This window comes from Nocardioides sp. Root151 (assembly GCF_001427925.1).
Classification (GTDB): Bacteria; Actinomycetota; Actinomycetes; order Propionibacteriales; family Nocardioidaceae; genus Nocardioides.
Genome location: NZ_LMGG01000007.1, coordinates 186,668 through 204,328 on the forward strand (window position 1 = coordinate 186,668; position 17,661 = coordinate 204,328).

Here is a 17,661-nt window from a genome sequence, read left to right on the forward strand (position 1 = left end):
GCTCAGGCCGGCAGCGGTGTGCGGTGTTCGTCCATGACGGCCCGCCACCGCTGCCAGGTCGGCTCCAGCGCCTGCTCGGTCAGGTGCGCCTCGTCGGCCACCGAGCGGGCCAGGGCTCCGGGCCCGGCGAGCAGGGTCTCGTGCAGCGCCGGCTCCGGACCGGGCCTCAGCCCGAGCAGTGTGGTCGTCGCGACGACGCGGTGTCCGCCCAGCACTCCGGGCGCCGACCGCAGGGCCAGGTCGCGCAGGTCGACGTCCTCGACCAGCAACGGCCGACGGTCGTACGTCGCCCGCAGCGTCGAGCGCACCTTGCCGCCGTCCTCCGCGCTCCGGCCGAGCACGAGTGTCTCGCGGTGCAGCAACGCGGCGCCGGCGTCCAGCTCGATCGTGGTGCGGCGCTCGACGTCGGCGCCGTGCGACACCACGAACGGGGCGCCGCCCCAGACCAGGCTGCCGCCCTCGGCCACCCGGATCGCCGCCGACCACGTGCACGAGCCGCCGCGGGCGTTGTAGGCGACGGTGGCCGAAGGCTCGACCAGCTCGAGGTGCGCGCCCGGGCCCACCTCGATCTCCAGGCGCACGTCATCGCCGGAGAGCAGGCTGGCGCAGGCGGCCACCAGGGCCACCCGCACCCGGTCCGGCTCGGTGTGCACGGCACGCGGGCGGACGAACCTGCTGGCGTCGAGCCGGGTGATCCGGTGGTGGGTGGGAGTGCGCTCCACCAGGATCCGGAGCGGTGCGTCAGTGGTCACCCGTGCGCGTGGTCGTGGTCGGGCGCGTGGAAGTGCGGAGCCATCGGGCCCGGGTCCTGTGGCACGTGCTGGCCCTGCTGGTGGGCGACGGCCAGCGCGCTGACCCAGGCACACAGGGCGTCGACCGACGCCTGGTCGTGCTGGCTCACCGGCAGCACTGGCAGGCCGTCGCGCACGGCGCCGGCATCGGTGACCATCTGCTCCGCGTCGACCCCGACGTACGGCGCCAGGTCGGTCTTGTTGATCACCAGCAGGTCCGCGCGTTCGATGCCCGGGCCGCCCTTGCGCGCCACGTCGCCGCCGCCGGCCACGTCGAGGCAGAAGATCTGGGCGTCGACCAGGGCCGGGCTGAAGGTGGCGGTCAGGTTGTCGCCGCCACTCTCGACGATCACCAGGTCGAGCGGCGCGAAGTCGCGCTCGAGGTCCTCGACGGCGAGCAGGTTGGCGGTCACGTCGTCGCGGATCGCGGTGTGCGGGCAGGCCCCGGTCTCGACCGCCCGGATGCGCTCGACGGGCAGTACGCCGGCCGCGCGCAGCTGGCGGGCGTCCTCGTCGGTGTAGATGTCGTTGGTGACCACCGCGATCTCGAGCTGCGCGGACAACCCGCGGCACAGGGTCGCGATGATCGTGCTCTTGCCGGTGCCGACCGGGCCGGCAACGCCCAGGCGCAGGGGGCGGGCAGGGCCGGGTGCTGATGGTTCAGGAAGCCCTGATTCAGGAAACAAAGATCCTCCTCGTGGAGTGGTGGTGGTCGAGCGACCACAGCTCGACCATGGGTGCGGTCAGGGCAGGAAGGTCGTCGGGGCCGGTGGTGGCCAGGGCCCGTGAGACGACTGCCTCGATGGTGGACGCGGAGGCCAGCAACCAGCCGGTCGCGTCGGCGGGGTCGACGGGCAACAGCTTGAGTGAGGCAGCGGCCACGGTCTGCGCGTCGTCGTACAGGCTGGCCCGGGCGATCGCGGCGGCGCTCATGCCGAGCGCGGCGCCGACCACCCCGAGGGCGACCGGGCGCAACGGGGGTTGGCCGAGCCCGTGCAGGGCCGAGACCGCTGCGTGGTCGGGCCAGAGCCGCAGCGCCAACCGGGCCAGGCCGCGGCCGAGCAGCTCCGATGCGTGGCGCAGCGGGGCACTCGGCGTCCGCGCCATCAGCTCGGCCTGCACGTCGCCGAGACGGGCGGGTGCGTCGACGGCGATGCGCAGGGCCACCACCGCCGCGGCGGCCTCGACCAGGCCGACCGTGCGCAGCCGGGCGTCGATGTAGGCAGGCACCTGGTCGGCGCGCAGCCCCGCCGCGAGTGCCGGCTCCAGTCCGGCCGAGTGCGCGTGGCCGCCGGTCGGCAACCTGCCGTCGGTGAGGAGCAGCGCGCCGAGCTCAGCAGACACGGGCACCACTCAGAACAACGAGTAGCGCTGGGCGAGGGGCACCTCGTCGACGGGCTGCGGGCGGACCAGCTCGCCGTCGATGGTGATCGCGAACGTCTCGGGGTCGACGTCGAGTGCGGGCAGCGCGGTGTTGTTGGGCATGTCGGCCTTGGTGAGATGCCGGGTCGGGCGTACGCCGGTCAGCTGGCGTCGCAGGCCCAGCCGGTCGCGGAGCCCGTTGTCGACCGCGAGCGGTGAGACGAACGACGTGGACAGGTGCGGTGCCGAACCGGGCGAGGCGGCCATGGCGGGGCGCATGAACACCGGCTGGGGAGTCGGGATCGCCGCGTTGACGTCGCCCATGGGCGCCCACACGATCGCGCCGCCCTTGATCACCGCGGAGGGCCGGATGCCGAAGAAGACCGGGTCCCACAGCACCAGGTCGGCCATCTTGCCGGCCTCGACCGAGCCGATCTCGTGGTCGACGCCGTGTGCCACCGCGGGGCAGATGGTGTACTTCGCCACGTAGCGACGGGCCCTCTCGTTGTCGGCCGGCATCGAGGTGCCGAGCGACCCGCGCTGCGCCTTCATGACGTGGGCGACCTGCCAGGTGCGCGAGATCAGCTCGCCGATGCGGCCCATCGCCTGGGCGTCGGACGACGTGATCGAGATGGCCCCCATGTCCTGGAGGATGTCTTCGGCGGCCATCGTCGTACCGCGGATGCGCGACTCGGCGAACGCCAGGTCCTCGGGCAAGCGCGGGTTGAGGTGGTGCGCGACCATCAGCATGTCGAGGTGCTCGGCCTCGGTGTTGACGGTGTGCGGCAGGGTCGGGTTGGTCGAGGCGGGCAGCACGTTGGGCTCGCTGGCCATCACGATGATGTCGGGGGCGTGCCCGCCTCCGGCGCCCTCGGAGTGGAAGAGGTGGATGCCCCGTCCGGCGATGGCGTCGAGGGTGTGCTGCACGTAGCCGGTCTCGTTGAGGCTGTCGGCGTGCAGGGCGACCTGGAGGCCGAACGCGTCGGCGGCCCGCAGGGAGGCGTCGATCGCCGCGGGCGTGGCGCCCCAGTCCTCGTGCACCTTGTAGCCGCCGGCACCGCTGAGCGCCTCCTGCTCGAGGGCGGCGGCGCTGACCGTGTTGCCCTTGCCGAAGAGCAGCACGTTGAGCGGGATGTGGTCGAACGCGCGATGCATCATCGCCAGCGACCAGGCGCCCGGCGTGACGGTGGTCGCCTTCGACCCCTCGGTCGGCCCGGTGCCGCCGCCGACGACCGTGGTGGTGCCGGTGGCCAGGGCCTCGAGCATCTCGGTCTCGTTGAGGTAGTGCACGTGGGTGTCGATCGCCCCGGCGGTGAGGATCTTGCCCTCGCCGGCGATCACGTCGGTGCTCGGACCGATGTGCAGGCTCGGGTGGACTCCGTCCATGATGTCGGGGTTGCCAGACTTGCCGACCGCGACGATGCGTCCGTCGCGGATGCCGACGTCCCCACGGATGATGCCGCCGTGGTCGAGCACGACCACGTTGGTGATCACCAGGTCGAGGGCGCCCTCGTCGCGGGTGGTCAGGCCCTGGCCCATCGACTCGCGGATGCTCTTGCCGCCACCGAAGACCGACTCGTCACCACCGAAGGTGAGGTCCTGCTCGACCTGGATCCACAGGTCGGTGTCGCCCAACCGGATCTGGTCGCCCACGGTCGGGCCGTAGAGCTGGACGTATTCGCGGCGATCGATCCGGCTCACGATGTCTCCTCGTCCTGATCGTTCGCTGCACCGGGCTCCGGGTGGGGCGGTTCGTCGCTGAGGCGTACGCCGACTCCGCCGGCGCGGCTCGGACTGTCCACGGGGGTGCCGGGTGTGCCGAAGGGCACGACCTGCTTGGGCTCTCGGGCGTGGGTCGGCCGCTCGCCGTCGAGCTCGCGGATCTGCAGACCGGGCACGGTGGCGGTGCCGCCGAGTGCGATCAGGTCGACCGTGCGGCTCACGCCGGGCTCGAAGCGGATCGACGTACCGGCGGGGACATCGAGGCGGAAGCCCTGGGCCCGGTCGCGGTCGAAGCTGAGCGCCGGGTTGGTGTCGGGCAGGTGGATGTGGGAGCCCACCTGGATCGGGCGATCGCCGTCGTTGACGATGACGATCGTGCGTTGCTCGCGGCCGCTGCTGAGCTCGAGCGGCTCCGCCGAGACGCGGACCTCTCCGGGGATCACTGGATCGGCTCCGTGATCGTGACGAGCTTGCGCCCGTCGGGGAAGGTCGCCTCGACCTGCACGTCGCGGATCATCTCGGGAACGCCCTCCATCACCTCGTCGCGAGTCAGCACGTGGCGTCCGTCGCTCATCAGGTCGGCCACCCGGGCGCCCTCGCGGGCACGCTCCATCACCCAGCACGCCAGCAGGGCGGTGGCCTCGGGATGGTTCAGGAGGACACCACGTTCGCGTCGGTCGCGGGCCACCATGCCGGCCACGCTGAGCAACAGCTTGTCGATGTCCGAAGGAGTCAGGTGCATCTCGTGGCCTCCTCATCGCTGGTCCTGCGAACCTAGCAGTCGTCGGCCCCCGTCGTGGAGGTGCTGGGGCTCAGGTGGTCAGCGACTCGGCCCGCTCCTTCAGGGCCTGCGCGTGCCTGCGGAAGCCCTCGGCGACGCGACCGGGCCCGGCGTACTTCACCATCGGGCCGGTGAACTCCTCGACGGTTTCGTACGTCGTGGGCCCGCCGGGTGGTTGGGTCAGGCGCTGGAACCGGGTGCCCCTCACGAGGCCGAGCTTCGCCGGCCAGCCCTCGAACACGTAGGCCAGCGTGGCCCGGGTGGTGCCGTCGTCCTGCGTCGACGGTGCCTCGAGGACGCTGATCCGCTCGGGCGACCGGGTGCCCTTGCCGTTGGCCCACCGCACGTGCAGCACGATGGGCTCGCCGACGCGTGGTTCGGCGCAGTCGGCGCGTACGACGAACGGGTTCCACTCGGCGTACGACGCGGTATCGAGCATGACCCGCCACACGACGTCGAGCGAGGCGTTGATCTCGACCGACGCCTCCGGGTTGCGGCTCATCTCAGCGGTAGTTGGTGAACTGCACCGCGAAGTCGAAGTCCTGGCTCTTCACGAGCTGCTGCACGGCCTGGAGGTCGTCGCGCTTCTTGGAGGAGACGCGGAGCTCGTCGCCCTGGATCTGCGCCTTCACACCCTTGGGGCCCTCGTCGCGGATCAGCTTGGAGATCTTCTTGGCGTCCTCGGAGGTGATGCCCTCCTTGAGCGTGATCGAGATCTTCGAGGTCTGGCCGGACTGGCGCACCTCGCCGGCGTCGAGGATCTTCAGGCTCTGGTTGCGCTTGACCAGCTTGCCCTGGAAGACGTCGAGCACGGCGCTGGCCCGGTCGTCGGCCGAGGCGGTGATCTCGATGGCCTCGTCGCCCTGCCACTCGATGGTGGCGCCGGTCCCCTTGAAGTCGAAGCGGGTGGCGATCTCACGCGCCGCCTGCCCCAGGGCGTTGTCGACCTCCTGGCGGTCGATCTTGCTGACGATGTCGAACGACGAGTCGGCCATGACTTCTCCTCTGTTGGCCGTCGGTCTGAGTGGGTCGACGGCATTTTTCGTCTGTGCGGGTGCTGCGCTATTCTTTCGTCTTGCTGCGCCCCGGCCAAGTCGGGGAAGCATGGCAGATTGCCCGAGCGGCCAATGGGAGCGGACTGTAAATCCGTCGGCTTACGCCTTCGAAGGTTCGAATCCTTCATCTGCCACGTGAGCACGAGGGCCCGCGTCCTGCGCAAGCAGGGTGCGGGCCCCTCGTCATTTCGCCCCGAGTAACGCGCTGTCCATGACGCTTTGCACCCCACCGGCCGGGTGCACAGAGTCAACAGGGGCGCTCCAGACGCACGAAACGTTCAGCCGCGGCGTTGGTGCAGGCGCTCCTGCGCCGCCGTCAGGAACTCGAGACAGGGTGCGTCCTCGTCCGGGTGCTTCTCGCGCAGGTGGAAGATCCAACGGTCCATCGCGGCCATGAAGCCGTTGTCGCCGCCGGGTCGGTACGCCGCCCACTTGCGGTGGCCCTTTGCCGTGCACTCGGTGCAGGTGATCTTGTAGACGAACTGGTCGTCGTCGTCGAGGTCGATCTTCACCCGTGCGAGAGGGCCCGCCTGTGCGGCGGCCTTCTTCTCACGCGCTGCCCGGCTGGCGACCATGGTGTGCCCTCTCGTTGCCTGCTGTCTTGCGGTGCAGCGTCGGAGCCTACGCCCGATCGACCCGTCGCCAGTTCTTGGTGACCCGTCGTGAGTTTCGCGAACTGGCGACAGGTCGATCAGAACTGGCGACAGGTCAACTGGAACTCACGACGGGTCGGTGGAGGGTGAGGGAGTCGAGGCGGCGCTGGTCGATCGGCGACGTACGCCGGTCCAGCCGGCCGCTCAGCACCGACGTGGCCCGCGCCGCATCACCGGCGTTGACCAGGCACAGCAGCATGGTCTCCTCGATCACGTCGCGCTGGGCCGCCGAGCCGCCCACCTTGACCAGCACCGGCAGCACGTCGGCGATCAGCGAGGCGGCCTCGGCCCACCGCGCCTCCACGGCTGCCCCGAGGGCGTCGCAGACCGCGGCCACGATGGTGCGGACGGTGTTGTCGCGTGAGCGCCGGCAGTGGTGTCCGAGGTCGGCCAGACGCTGGCGCTCGCCGGCGGCGGCCAACGCGATGGCGGCGTGCAGCGCCACGAACGGGGTCTGCGGCTTCGCCAGCAGGTCGTGGTCGAGCGCCTCGAGGACTGGCTCGATCGGCGGCGGCGCGGCCTCGCCGGCGAACGCCGAGCCCGCCCGGTCGGGCAGCCCGGCGGCGACCGCCGCGTCCCAGTCGGTGGTGGTCACCCGCCAGCGCCAGAGCAGGGACGCCGCGTCGATCAGGGACCGTACGCCGCACACCGTCGGCGGTGCGAGCTGCGAGTAGTAGCGACGCCGGACCGCCTCGGTGTCGCCCAGGGCCAGCTCGTGCAGCGCGGCGTGCCAGGAGAAGTGGGCGCCGTGGCTGGCCGACCGGCCGCTCTCGGTGACCCAGTGGTCGAGCCAGACCCGACCGGTCTCGTGCTGTCCGGTCTCGTAGAGCACGTGCGTCTGTGCGTGCACCGCGTGGCCCGACGACGGCTCGCACGACAGGGCGCTTTCCGCGAGCAGTCCGGCCTCGTCGAAGCGCGACTGGTCCTGGCGGGTGAACGCGAGCAGCGAGATGTACCACCAGTGGTCGCCGTACGCGGGGGCGAGGCCGTCGACGAGGTCCCACGCCTCCTGCTGCACGTCGGTGACGCCGGAGAACGCGATCGTCGGCACGGCGGCCGACACCGCCAGCACGTCGCGTGGGTGCTCGCTGATGTGGGCCATCAACGCCTGCGCGCCGGTGCGGCGTACGTCCTTGACCCGCAGGCCGACCACGTCGACGAGGCTGCGCTCACGGTCGTCGCCGCGTTTGCGCACCGCCTTGCGGGCCGCCTCCAGCGACGCCTTCACGTCGGCGTCGGCGCCGGCCTCGTGGCCCAGCATGGCCAGCGCGGCGTGCGCCAACGCGAAGTCGGGGTCGAGCAGGGCGGCCTCACGGATCAGCTCCTCGCCGCCGGACTGCACCTTCATCACCCGCTCCAGGCCGGCGTTGTACGCCGTCGCCGCCTCGGCGGTGGTCGACAGCGGGAGGCCGAGCGGGTCGCGCGGGCGGGCCACCGGGTGGTGCCCGCTGACCAGGCGTCCGTCGGACAGGCGGCGGGGGAGCGGCGCGACCGCGTCGAGGACGGCCGTCGCCACGGCCAGGGCCTGGGTGCGGATCTCGGGGATCGCGGTCGACTCCCAGAGCTCGCCTCGACGCAGCGCGCCGAGCGTCCACAGCGGCGCGTCGGCGTTGCCGGAGGAGTCGAGGATCCGGCCGTGCTCGGTGCGCACGCCCATGCCCGCCGTGGCCGCCACGGCCAGGGCGCCACCGCCGCGCGGGCGGAGCAGGTCGTCGAGCAGCGGGTTGCCGAGCAGCCGGATGTCGGCCTGGGGGCCGGTGCAGTTGACCACCCAGCCGACCTCGACGAAGCGCGTCTCCCCGTCGTCGGCCAGGCCCACGCGAAGCCCGCCGGTCGGGAGCGCCTCGGCGGAGACGACCTGGCCGGTGCCCACGCGGAGCCGTCCGTCGGCCTGCAGGACGTCGAGGTGCGAGGCGCTGGTCGGCGGCATGCGGTGGCGCATCACGTTCCAGGCGCCGGCGTCGTCGGCCAGGAACTCCTCGCGCTCGGCCTCGCTGAGCCGCTCCCACAAGGCCGAGATGCGGAACCGCAGCCCGTCCATCGCCGGGCGCCAGTCGCCGGTCGTGTCGCTGACCTCGGCCAGGTGCCGGGCCACCTCGCGACGCAGGTCGGCAAGCGAGCTGCCCCAGTCGGAGATGTCGGGGATCGCCGCCAGCTGCAGCTCCGCGGCGTGCGGTGACGGCAGCCGCCCGTGCCGCGAGACTGCGTGCAGCACCCGGTCGTCGCGGTTGCCCGGTCCGGTCAGCGACAGGGCCACGTCGACCATGGTCAGGCCGGCGCCGACGAGCAGGACGTCGGCCGGACCGCTCGCGGACCGCCGTACGACGTCCAACGCGCCGGGGGCCCACGGGTCGGGCACGAAGAACGCCGAGTCGCGCAGGGAGTCGGGCGCCCAGGCGTGGCCGGCGGCAGGGAGCCCGGTCGCGATGACGACGGCGTCGCCGGACAGCTCGCAGCCGTCGCCGGTGACCAGGGCAGCACCCTGGGTGGTGCGCCTGATCGCGGTCGCGGGCTTGCGGACGTGGCGCAGCGTGGTCTCGCCGAGCGAGGCCTGCAAGGCTTCGGTGAGGGTCTCGTCGAGGTAGCGGCCGAACTGCTTGCGCGGCGCGAAGACGTAAGCCGCACGCGGGGCCTCCGGGTCGTCGCGGTGCCGCCAGTTGACGAAGTGGCCCGGGTCCTCCGGAAGCGCACTCATCCCGGAGGCGGGCACGTTGAGCAGGTGCTGGTCGTGGGTGGTGCCGAATGCGACGCCGCGGCCCCAGCGGTCGACGGGGTCGACCATGACCAGGTCGAGGCCGGCCGAGCGCCGGTTGGCACTGCGCACCAGGTGCAGCGCCACGAGTGATCCGGCCGCACCGCCCCCGGCGATCACCACGGTCGGTCGATGACGTCGGTTGGCACCCATGTCGCACTCCTGGATTTGCGTTCGGCTGGATTGAGGTTCGGCTGAAATAACGTTACTCACGTGACTTTCTGCACTTTATCCGAGAGGGTGATTCACCGCCGATTCCGCAGCGGAGGACGATGGGTGCCATGACTCCGGAACGCGTCCAGCTGCACGACATCGGCCGACGGCGGGCCTGGGGCATCTGGGCGGTGGCGGTGGCGGTCTACGTCCTCGCCGTCTTCCACCGCAGCTCGCTGGGCGTGGCCGGGCTGATCGCGACCGAGCGGTTCGACATCAGCGGCACCCAGCTGGCCTTCTTCACCGTGCTGCAGCTGGTCGTCTACGCGGGCATGCAGATCCCGGTCGGCGTGCTGCTCGACCGCTACGGGTCCCGCGTCCTGCTGATCGCGGGCCTGGTCACGATGACCCTGGGCCAGCTGCTGTTCGCCTTCACCACCTCGTTCGGCCTGGCCGTGGTGGCCCGGGCGATCCTCGGCGCCGGCGACGCGATGGTGTTCGTCAGCGTGCTGCGCCTGGTCACCGCCTGGTTCCTGGTCAGGCAGGGCGCGATGATCACCCAGCTGACCGGCCAGATCGGGCAGATGGGCTCCATCGTCGCCGCGGCCCCACTGACCCTGGCCCTGCACAGCCTCGGCTGGACGAAGACCTTCGCCTTCGCCTCGTCGTTGGGCGTGGTGCTGCTGGTCGGCGTACTGGTGGTGGTCAAGGACTCGCCCTACCAGCGGTCCGAGCCGGTGCGCATCAAGGTCCGGGCGCTCGCGCGCTCGGTGCAGCTGGTGTGGGGCAACCCGGGCACCCGGTTGGGCATGTGGTCGCACTTCACCTCGCAGTTCTCGGTGACGGTGTTCACCCTGTTGTGGGGGTTTCCGTTCCTCGTGCGTGGTCAGGGACTGTCCGCCGAGATGGCGGGCACCCTCCTGACCGTGATGACCGGCTGGATCGTGGTCAGCGGCATCGTGCTCGGCAAGCTGGTGACGCGCTACCCGTTCTACCGCTCCTGGATCGTGCTGTCGATCGTTGCGGCGATGGCGATCGTGTGGACCGTCGTCCTGCTCTGGAACGGTCCGGCGCCGCTGCCCTTGCTCGTCGTCCTGGTCTGCCTGACCGGCTCCGGAGGCCCGGCCTCGATGGTCGGCTTCGACCTGGCCCGCAGCTTCACCCCCGAGGAGTCGCTCGGCCGGGCCACCAGCCTGGTCAACATCGGCGGCTTCCTCGCCTCCCTGCTGACCATGGCGCTGATCGGGGTGATCCTCGACTGGCGCGAACCACGCGGCGCCTCGGCGTACGACCTGGGGGACTTCCGGGTCGCGCTGTGCGCGCAGTACGTCTTCTGGATCGGCGGCGCCTCGCAGATCCTGCGCTACCGGCGCAAGGCGATCGCGCATCTCCACCGGGTCCACCCCGGCGCGGTCGAGAAGATGCAGCGCGGCGAGCCTTTCGTGCACCCGGGCTTCTCGGACAACGAGGGCGTCTGATCGTCCGAAGTTGGAGTGTCGTTCGCCCGGGCGACCCCGTGCGGTAGCGGGACGTCCCTAGCGTCATCGCCATGATCGCGCGTGGTCTGACCGGGTCCTTCCTGGTCCTTCTCGGTGGCCTGCTGGTGTCCCCGCTCCCGGACACGGCGCGGCTGCTCTACCTCGACGTGGTCGTGGAGCTGCGCGAGCACATGCTGGGCCGGATGGCCGGGCTCACCCTCGTCATGACCGGACTCGGCCTGCTCGCGGCGGCCTGGCTGTCGTTGTGCCGGTACGTCGCCCACGCCGAGGGCGTCGAGCGTGAGGGCGCCCTCGGCCTGGTCCGGTACGCCGGCCTGATGTGGGCGACACCGTTGATGATCGCGCCGCCGCTCTTCTCCCGTGACGGGTGGAGCTATGCCGCACAGGGCATGCTGACCGCGCTCGACGTGTCGCCGTACGACCACGGGCCTTCGCTGTTGCGCGGCCCGATCGTGAACGCCGTCGACCCGCGCTGGATGGACACGCCCACGCCGTACGGCCCGCTGCCCCTGATCCTCGGCGATCTGGCCGCCCGGTTCACCGGCAACCCGTGGCTGCTGGTCGTCGCCCACCGCGGCATCGCCGTCATCGGCCTCGTGCTGCTGGCCTGGGCCGTGCCGCGGCTGGCCTCGTGGTGCGGTGCCAACCCGGCACTGGCCAGTGTCGTCGTGCTGGCCTCGCCGCTGATGGTCGCCAACGGTGTCGGCGGCCTGCACAACGACCTGCTGATGGTGGGCCTGATGGCCGCCGCCCTGGTCGTCACCGTCGAGCGCGGTTGGCAGTGGGGCGCCCTGTTGGGTGGTCTGGCCGCTGCGGTCAAGCTGCCCGGTGGCCTGGTCTGCATCGCGGTCGTGCTGGTCTCGCTGCCGGTGGCCGCATCGATGGTCGCCCGGCTGCGTCGGTTCGCCGGGGTCGGTGCGATCTCGCTCGGCGTGCTGTTCGGCCTCGGTGCGGTCTGGGGCCTGGGCGCCGGCTGGGTCGACTCGCTCTCGGTGCCCGGCACCGTGAACACGCCGCTGTCGGCACCCACCGTGCTCGGCGGCTTCCTCGACTGGTCGGCGCAGCAGCTCGGCCTCGGTCTCGAGCCCGCCTGGTTCCTGGACCGGGTGCGCCACCTGGCCACCCTGCTCAGTCTCGTCGCCTTCGCGTGGGTCGCCCTCCGGGCCCCGACCGGCGGGCGCAAGGGGGCCGTGCAGGCCGTCGTCGTGCTGGTCTCGGCCACGATCCTGCTCAGTCCGGTCGTGCACCTGTGGTACTTCCTCTGGCTGGTGCCTTTCCTGGCCTGCCTCAAGCTCTCCCGGCTGGCCACCACCGCGCTGCTCGCGGTCTCGGTGATCCTCGGCCTGGTCGCCCCGCTCGACTCCTCGCTGCACGGCGCCTACCTGGCGATCGTGATGGGCTGCTCGTACGTCGCCCTGCTGGTGCCGCTCCTGCTCCTCACCAGGCGGGCCCGTGAGCGCCTCGAGAAGATCGCCGACGCCGAGTGGCTGCCGGTCCCATGACGGCGCGGTCCGGCCTCGGTGTCCAGCAGCGGCGGTCGCTGGTGCTCGTCGGCAGCCTGGCCTGGCTGGCCGGGATGGTGGCCATGGTCGCGGCGGAGCACGGTGGCTTCGTCGACCTGGCCGTCTACCGCTTCGGCGGGCTCTCCGTGCTCGACGACCTGCCGCTCTACGAGCTGGGCGAGGCCGGCACCGGCCTGCCGTTCACCTACCCGCCGTTCGCCGCGCTGTTGATGACCGGGCCGGCACTGCTGCCGTTCCCGCTCGCGGTCGGTCTGTGGACCAGCATCAGCGTGTTGGCCCTCGCCGTCACGATCACCCTCTTGCTTGCGTCGCACGGTCGACCGCGGTCGTCGTACGTCGTCCCGGGGCTGGTGCTGGGTGCCTTGGCCTTCGAGCCGATCTGGGCGAACCTGCTTTTCGGCCAGGTCAACCTGCTGCTGATGGCCGCGATCCTGGTCGACCTGCTCGGCCCGGGGCGTCGGTGGAGCGGGGCCCTGATCGGGCTGGTCGCCGGCATCAAGCTGACCCCGTTGGTGTTCGTGGTGTTCCTCGTGCTCATCGGGCGGCGGCACCAGGCCGCGATCGCCGGGCTCACCTTCCTGGTCACCGTCGCACTCGGATTCGCCCTGCTGCCGCTCGCGTCCTCGGCGTACTGGAGCCACGTGCTGTGGGACCCGGGCCGGGTCGGCGGGGTGCCCTACTCCAGCAACCAGTCGGTCCTGGGAGGGCTCACCCGGCTGGCCGGCGGGGAGCCGTCGACGGCCGTCTGGTTCCTGGTCGCCGGCGCGATCGCGGGACCGGTCCTGCTGCTGGCCGCCCGCACGTGGCGTCGCGGTGACCCGGCCCTGGCCACCTGTGTCGCGGCGATGGCGATGCTGCTGGCCTCACCGATCTCGTGGAGCCACCACTGGGCCTGGGCCGTGCCGACCGCGATCGTGCTGGCCCGATCGGGTCGCCGGTGGGCGGCCGCCTCGTGGTCGCTCGTGTTCGTGTCCGGCTGCATCTGGTGGCCACCGCACCGCGACGACCTCGAGCTGGCGTGGTCGCCACTGCAGCAGGCGGTCGGCAACGCCTACCTGTGGGCCGCCCTGGCGCTGGTGCTGCTCCTCGCGCGGACCCGTGCGGCGGTCCGGACCGAGGCCTCAGAGCCCGTCGGCGTAGAGCGCTGACTCCTTGCTCGACACCAGCTCGAACAGCTCCTCCGGGGCCAGCGCCTCGAGCTGTTCGGCCAGCTCGGCGGGGTGCCCGACGATCTCGGGTGCCCCCGGAACCGGCACCACGCTGTGCACCACGGCGTCCTCATAGAGGTGCAGCATCGTGAACGCCTGGTGGCCGTCGACACCGGAGGTCAACCGGTCGACCGCCGCCGGGTCCTCGGTGTAGCAGGTGGACGACGCCACCGAGACCGGTACGCCGGCGAACGTCGACCACGAGGTGTAGTGGAAGTGCCCGCCGATGATGCCGCGGACGTCGGTGCCACGGATGACCTCGGCCAGGGCCGCCTGGTCGTGCAGCTCGATCAGCGCCGCCGCCTCCAGCATCGGCACCGGGATCGGCGGGTGGTGCAGGGCGAGCAGGGTGCCGTGGCGCGCCGGAGTGGCGAGCACGTCGGCCAGCCAGGCGAGCTGTTCGGCGCTGATCTCGCCATGGTGGTAGCCCGGCACGCTGGTGTCGAGAGAGATGACCCGCAGCCCGTCGACGTCGTGCACCTCGTCCTGGGTCTCGTCGGTGGGCGCGCGGTCGAGCAGCCCCTCGGCGTACGCCGCCCGCTCGTCGTGGTTGCCCATCACCCAGATCACCTGCGCGCCACACTGCTGCGCGACCGGTTCGACCAGTGCTCGCAGGGCGGCGTACGCCTTCGGCTCTCCGCGGTCGGCGAGGTCGCCGGTGAACACGATCGCCTGCGGCGGCGGGTCGAGCGCGGGCAGCCGCTCGAGGGCTTCACGGAGCCGGGCCTCGGTGTCGACCTTGCCGTAGAGCGGCCGGCCGGCGAGCATCTGCGGGTCACTGAGGTGGGCGATCACGTGGCTGGGTGCCGGGTGCTGGCCGAGGGGCTTCACGCTCGGCAGCCTACGCCCGGGCTCCCACCCGCTACGGTGGCTCGCGGAGGGAGCCACATGACTGAATCCGACCGAGGTGTCGACGCCAACACCCGCGCCATCGAGGACACCGTCGTCACCGACTTCAGCGAGCGGATGAGCTACGGCGGCTACCTCGACCTGCCGACCCTGCTCTCGGCGCAGCGCCCGGTCAGCGATCCGGTGCACCCCGACGAGCTGCTGTTCATCGTGCAGCACCAGACCACCGAGCTCTGGCTCAAGCTGGTGCTCCACGAGCTCGAGCGGGCCTGCGCCCTGCTGCGCGACGACGACCTGGCCCCGGCGCTCAAGAGCGTGGCCCGGGTCAAGCACATCCAGAAGACGCTCACCGAGCAGTGGTCGGTGCTGGCCACCCTGACACCCAGTGAGTACGCCGAGTTCCGCGACGCGCTGGGCAACTCCAGCGGCTTCCAGTCCTGGCAGTACCGCGCGGTCGAGTTCACCCTCGGCAACAAGAACGCGGCGATGCTCAAGGTCTTCGACGCCGAACCCGTCGCCCAGGAGGGCGTCCGCCGGGCACTCGAGGCGCCGTCCCTCTACGACGAGTTCCTGCGCTACCTGGCGCGCCACGGCTACCCGATCCCGGCGGACATCCTCGAGCGCGACGTCACCAAGGCGTGGACCTTCCGCGAGGACCTCGTGCCTGTCCTGGCCTCGATCTACGCGGATGCCTCCCACAACTGGTCGGCGTACGAGACCTGCGAGGAGCTCGTCGACCTCGAGGACAACTTCCAGCTGTGGCGCTTCCGGCACCTCAAGACCGTCGAGCGGATCATCGGCATGAAGACCGGCACCGGCGGCTCGAGCGGCGCGCCGTTCCTCAAGAAGGCCCTGGAGCTGACGTTCTTCCCCGAGCTGTACGCCGTCCGCACCACCATCGGCACCTGACCCCGCGCTTCAGGCAGGTCGAAGCCTCAAGCGCTGCCGGCCCGGTCGGGCGATGGCAGGTCCGGTGCGACGGAATGTCGGCCAGGAAGTGACCCGGCCGCTGCTAGGTGCTCGGGCCCGATCGGACCAACTGGTGACCTCACTCGGTCCGATTGGACCGAGTAGGCCTCGCACTGCGTCCGATCGGACCGAGTGGGCGAGGCGAGTTGGTCCAGTCGGACCGCACTACCTAGGGGCGGCCAGGTTGGGTTCGGTCGGGCGCGACCGCCCGGACCGACCGGGTCAGGGGCGGGCGGGCACGATCCGGCCGGTCACCTCGCCGAGCGCGATCCGGCCGCCGAGCGTGCCGGGGGCCGTGTAGGTGAGCGTGACCTCGTCGCCGTCCTCGAGCGCGAGGCGCTCCTGGTCGCCGACCGCGAACGGCTCGCGCCAACCCCAGCTGAGCTCCAGGAACGATCCGCGCTCCTCGGGCACCGGGCCGGACACGGTGCCCGAGGCCCACAGGTCGCCGGTGCGCACTGACGCACCGTTGACGGTCAGGTGGGCCAGCATCTGCGCGGGGGACCAGTACATCGACCGATACGGCGGCCGGCTGACCACGTGGCCGTTGACCGACACCTCGATGGAGATGTCGAGCCCGGCCCTGCCGTCGACCTGGAGGTACGGCAGCGGCTCGGGGTCCTGGCCGGGCAGGTCGACCCAGGCCGCGTCGAGGGCGGCCAGCGGAGTGACCCACGTGGAGATCGAGGTCGCGAACGACTTGCCGAGGAACGGGCCGAGGGGGACGTACTCCCAGGCCTGGATGTCGCGCGCGGACCAGTCGTTGACCCCGACCAGGCCGAACGCGTGGTCGGCGAACGCAGCCGTCGACACCCGCGCGCCGAGTGTCGTACCGGTGCCGACCACGAAGCCCAGCTCGGCCTCGATGTCGAGCCGGCCGCTGGGACCGAACACCGGCGCGGGTGCGGAGCCGGTGGTCGAGCCTGGCAAGACCCGTTGGCCCATCGGCCGGACGATGTCGGTGCCGCTGGGCACGACGGTGCCGGCGCGACCGTGGTAGCCGACCGGGAGGTGCTTCCAGTTCGGCAGCAGTGGCTCCTGTTCGGGGCGGAAGATCTTGCCGACCGCCGACGCGTGGTGCTCGGAGGCATAGAAGTCGACGTAGTCGCCGACGTCGAACGGCATCCGCATCTCGACGTCGCCGAGAGGTACCAGATGCGGTTCGACGTCTGCCCGTCCCGCGTGCTCGACCAGCAGACCCACGATCCACCGGCGAATCGCGTCGTTGCGGGCCTTCCCCAACCCCATCAGGGGATTGAGCGTCGACTGCTCGAAGACGTGCGCCTCCTCGAGCATCGCCGCAGCAGCGACGGGTGCGAGGTCGAGCACGAGGTCGCCGATGCGCACGCCGACCCTCGGCTGCTCGCCGGCGGCCACGAAGACGCCGTACGGCAGGTTGTCGACGTCGTACGCCGAGCCGGCGGCACCGGGCACCCAGGTCTTCATGCGGACTCCTTGGTCAGAAGGCCCAGCGCGTGCAGGTCGTCGAGGGGCTCGACCACGCTGCACGACCCGAAGCCGGTGAACCAGCGTCGGGTGCGGGCCATCGTGTCGTGACCGTGCTCGTGGAAGCGGGCCGTGAGGGCCGCCGGGTCGTCCTCGGTGAGTACGGCGACCGGGTCGTCGCCGTCGAGTGAGGCGCGGGTGGCCAGCAGCACGTTGAGGAACCCGTGGTGGGCGAAGCCGGTCTCGGGGTCGGTGTGGCGCACCGCGTTGTGCAGCCCGGCCGTGCACTTGAACGCGCACTCGCGGTCGAGGGCCGCAGTGATCCACGCGCCGAGCACGTCGGGGGACGGGAAGAGGTGCGCCTCCACGCCACCGGTGCGGAACTTCAGGTGCAGGTCCGCGGCGGCGATCTCGTCGGCAGCGGCCAGCCATCCGGCGCCCGGTGCCTCCTGCGGGAGCTCGACGCAGACCACCACCTCGTCGTCGACCAGGCCGAGGTCGCGGGCCTGGTCGAGGCCGGCGATCACGCGTCGCGCGTTGCCGACCAGGTCGGAGGGGTCGCGCAGGGCGACCTCGAGTCCGGCCAGTCGGAGGCCGTCGAGCCGGTCCACCGCGCTGGCCGCGGGTGCGATGCCGCCGGCGCCCGCGCCGATCACGACGCTCACCGGCAGCTCCTCGGCGCCGACGAGTGGCCGCAGGTCGGGCATCTTGTGGTCGCTGACCACGAACGAGCCGACCAGGTCGGCCCAGGGCTCGGTGCGACGGCCGAAGAAGGCCGGCACTGCGTCTTCCAGGGGGCTGTTGCCGGGCGGGAAGATGGCGGCGTCGTCGAGCAGTCCGGTGAAGGCGGGGGACAGGTTCGGTGGGACGGGGACAGCGGTTGAGTCGGACACGCTCG

General features: G+C 71.5%; 16 protein-coding genes, 1 tRNA gene and 1 pseudogene. 5 read left to right on the forward strand and 13 right to left on the reverse strand.

The annotated features are described in order from the left end of the window. Window positions 1-2: 2 nt before the first annotated feature. The 8 genes and pseudogenes from ASD66_RS18475 to ASD66_RS18510 all read right to left on the reverse strand — a co-directional run bounded on the left by ASD66_RS18475 (window position 3) and on the right by ASD66_RS18510 (window position 5,651). Complete coding sequence (locus ASD66_RS18475) at window positions 3-752, reverse strand: urease accessory protein UreD (protein WP_056682588.1); 750 nt, start codon at window positions 750-752, stop codon at window positions 3-5. Beyond that, a complete protein-coding gene (ureG, locus tag ASD66_RS18480) occupies window positions 749-1,477 on the reverse strand; it encodes an urease accessory protein UreG (protein WP_056891851.1) in 729 nt (242 codons plus the stop codon). The genes ASD66_RS18475 and ureG overlap by 4 nt, the downstream gene beginning before the upstream one ends. After that, a complete protein-coding gene (locus ASD66_RS18485; RefSeq protein ID WP_056892334.1) occupies window positions 1,467-2,135 on the reverse strand; it encodes an urease accessory protein UreF in 669 nt (222 codons plus the stop codon). Before ASD66_RS18485 ends, ureG begins: the two co-directional genes overlap by 11 nt. 9 nt (window positions 2,136-2,144) lie before the next feature. Beyond that, a complete protein-coding gene (locus ASD66_RS18490) occupies window positions 2,145-3,854 on the reverse strand; it encodes an urease subunit alpha (RefSeq protein WP_056891852.1) in 1,710 nt (569 codons plus the stop codon). A gap of 188 nt (window positions 3,855-4,042) precedes the next feature. Beyond that, window positions 4,043-4,318 (reverse strand): annotated as a pseudogene (gene ureB / locus ASD66_RS25725) (urease subunit beta); the annotation flags it as partial. Next, window positions 4,315-4,617: an urease subunit gamma gene (locus tag ASD66_RS18500; RefSeq protein ID WP_056682576.1), complete on the reverse strand. Its 303-nt coding sequence runs from the start codon at window positions 4,615-4,617 to the stop codon at window positions 4,315-4,317. The pseudogene ureB and the gene ASD66_RS18500, both read right to left, overlap by 4 nt. Before the next feature lie 70 nt (window positions 4,618-4,687). Beyond that, entirely contained in the window at window positions 4,688-5,158 is a 471-nt protein-coding gene (locus ASD66_RS18505; RefSeq protein WP_056891854.1) for an SRPBCC domain-containing protein, read from the reverse strand. Window position 5,159: 1 nt separating this feature from the next. Continuing rightward, on the reverse strand, window positions 5,160-5,651 hold the full coding sequence (locus tag ASD66_RS18510; RefSeq protein ID WP_056682569.1) for a YajQ family cyclic di-GMP-binding protein: 492 nt from the start codon (window positions 5,649-5,651) through the stop codon (window positions 5,160-5,162). Window positions 5,652-5,762: 111 nt separating this feature from the next. Here ASD66_RS18510 and ASD66_RS18515 point away from each other — a divergent pair. Continuing rightward, window positions 5,763-5,845: transfer RNA gene (locus ASD66_RS18515), tRNA-Tyr, on the forward strand. A 144-nt stretch (window positions 5,846-5,989) separates the two neighbouring features. Here ASD66_RS18515 and ASD66_RS18520 read toward each other — a convergent pair. After that, window positions 5,990-6,286, reverse strand: a complete 297-nt coding sequence (locus ASD66_RS18520; protein WP_056891855.1) for a hypothetical protein — start codon at window positions 6,284-6,286, stop codon at window positions 5,990-5,992. A gap of 133 nt (window positions 6,287-6,419) precedes the next feature. Further along, window positions 6,420-9,269 carry an FAD/NAD(P)-binding protein gene (locus tag ASD66_RS18525; RefSeq protein ID WP_056682561.1) on the reverse strand — a complete coding sequence of 950 codons (2,850 nt, stop codon included), beginning with the start codon at window positions 9,267-9,269 and terminating at the stop codon, window positions 6,420-6,422. 128 nt (window positions 9,270-9,397) lie between these two features. On the opposite strand from ASD66_RS18525, the gene ASD66_RS18530 reads away from it, so the two are divergent. The 3 genes from ASD66_RS18530 (at window position 9,398) to ASD66_RS18540 (ending at window position 13,439) form a co-directional block, all read left to right on the forward strand. Then, the gene (locus ASD66_RS18530; protein ID WP_056684996.1) at window positions 9,398-10,747 is read left to right on the forward strand and encodes an MFS transporter; all 1,350 of its coding nucleotides are present in this window, start codon (window positions 9,398-9,400) and stop codon (window positions 10,745-10,747) included. A gap of 71 nt (window positions 10,748-10,818) precedes the next feature. Continuing rightward, a complete protein-coding gene (gene mptB, locus ASD66_RS18535; RefSeq protein WP_056682558.1) occupies window positions 10,819-12,270 on the forward strand; it encodes a polyprenol phosphomannose-dependent alpha 1,6 mannosyltransferase MptB in 1,452 nt (483 codons plus the stop codon). After that, the gene (locus tag ASD66_RS18540; protein WP_056891856.1) at window positions 12,267-13,439 is read left to right on the forward strand and encodes a glycosyltransferase 87 family protein; all 1,173 of its coding nucleotides are present in this window, start codon (window positions 12,267-12,269) and stop codon (window positions 13,437-13,439) included. Before mptB ends, ASD66_RS18540 begins: the two co-directional genes overlap by 4 nt. Here the strand turns inward: ASD66_RS18540 and ASD66_RS18545 are convergent. Next, window positions 13,413-14,330: a phosphodiesterase gene (locus tag ASD66_RS18545; protein WP_056682553.1), complete on the reverse strand. Its 918-nt coding sequence runs from the start codon at window positions 14,328-14,330 to the stop codon at window positions 13,413-13,415. The genes ASD66_RS18540 and ASD66_RS18545 overlap by 27 nt on opposite strands. Window positions 14,331-14,387: 57 nt before the next feature. On the opposite strand from ASD66_RS18545, the gene kynA reads away from it, so the two are divergent. Further along, window positions 14,388-15,257 carry a tryptophan 2,3-dioxygenase gene (gene kynA / locus ASD66_RS18550; protein WP_056682550.1) on the forward strand — a complete coding sequence of 290 codons (870 nt, stop codon included), beginning with the start codon at window positions 14,388-14,390 and terminating at the stop codon, window positions 15,255-15,257. Between the two features lie 282 nt (window positions 15,258-15,539). Here kynA and fahA read toward each other — a convergent pair whose 3' ends face one another. Continuing rightward, complete coding sequence (fahA, locus tag ASD66_RS18555) at window positions 15,540-16,763, reverse strand: fumarylacetoacetase (protein WP_056682546.1); 1,224 nt, start codon at window positions 16,761-16,763, stop codon at window positions 15,540-15,542. After that, window positions 16,760-17,656 (reverse strand): hypothetical protein, encoded by an 897-nt coding sequence (locus ASD66_RS18560; RefSeq protein WP_082563839.1) that lies wholly within the window; start codon window positions 17,654-17,656, stop codon window positions 16,760-16,762. Before ASD66_RS18560 ends, fahA begins: the two co-directional genes overlap by 4 nt. Window positions 17,657-17,661 lie beyond the last annotated feature (5 nt).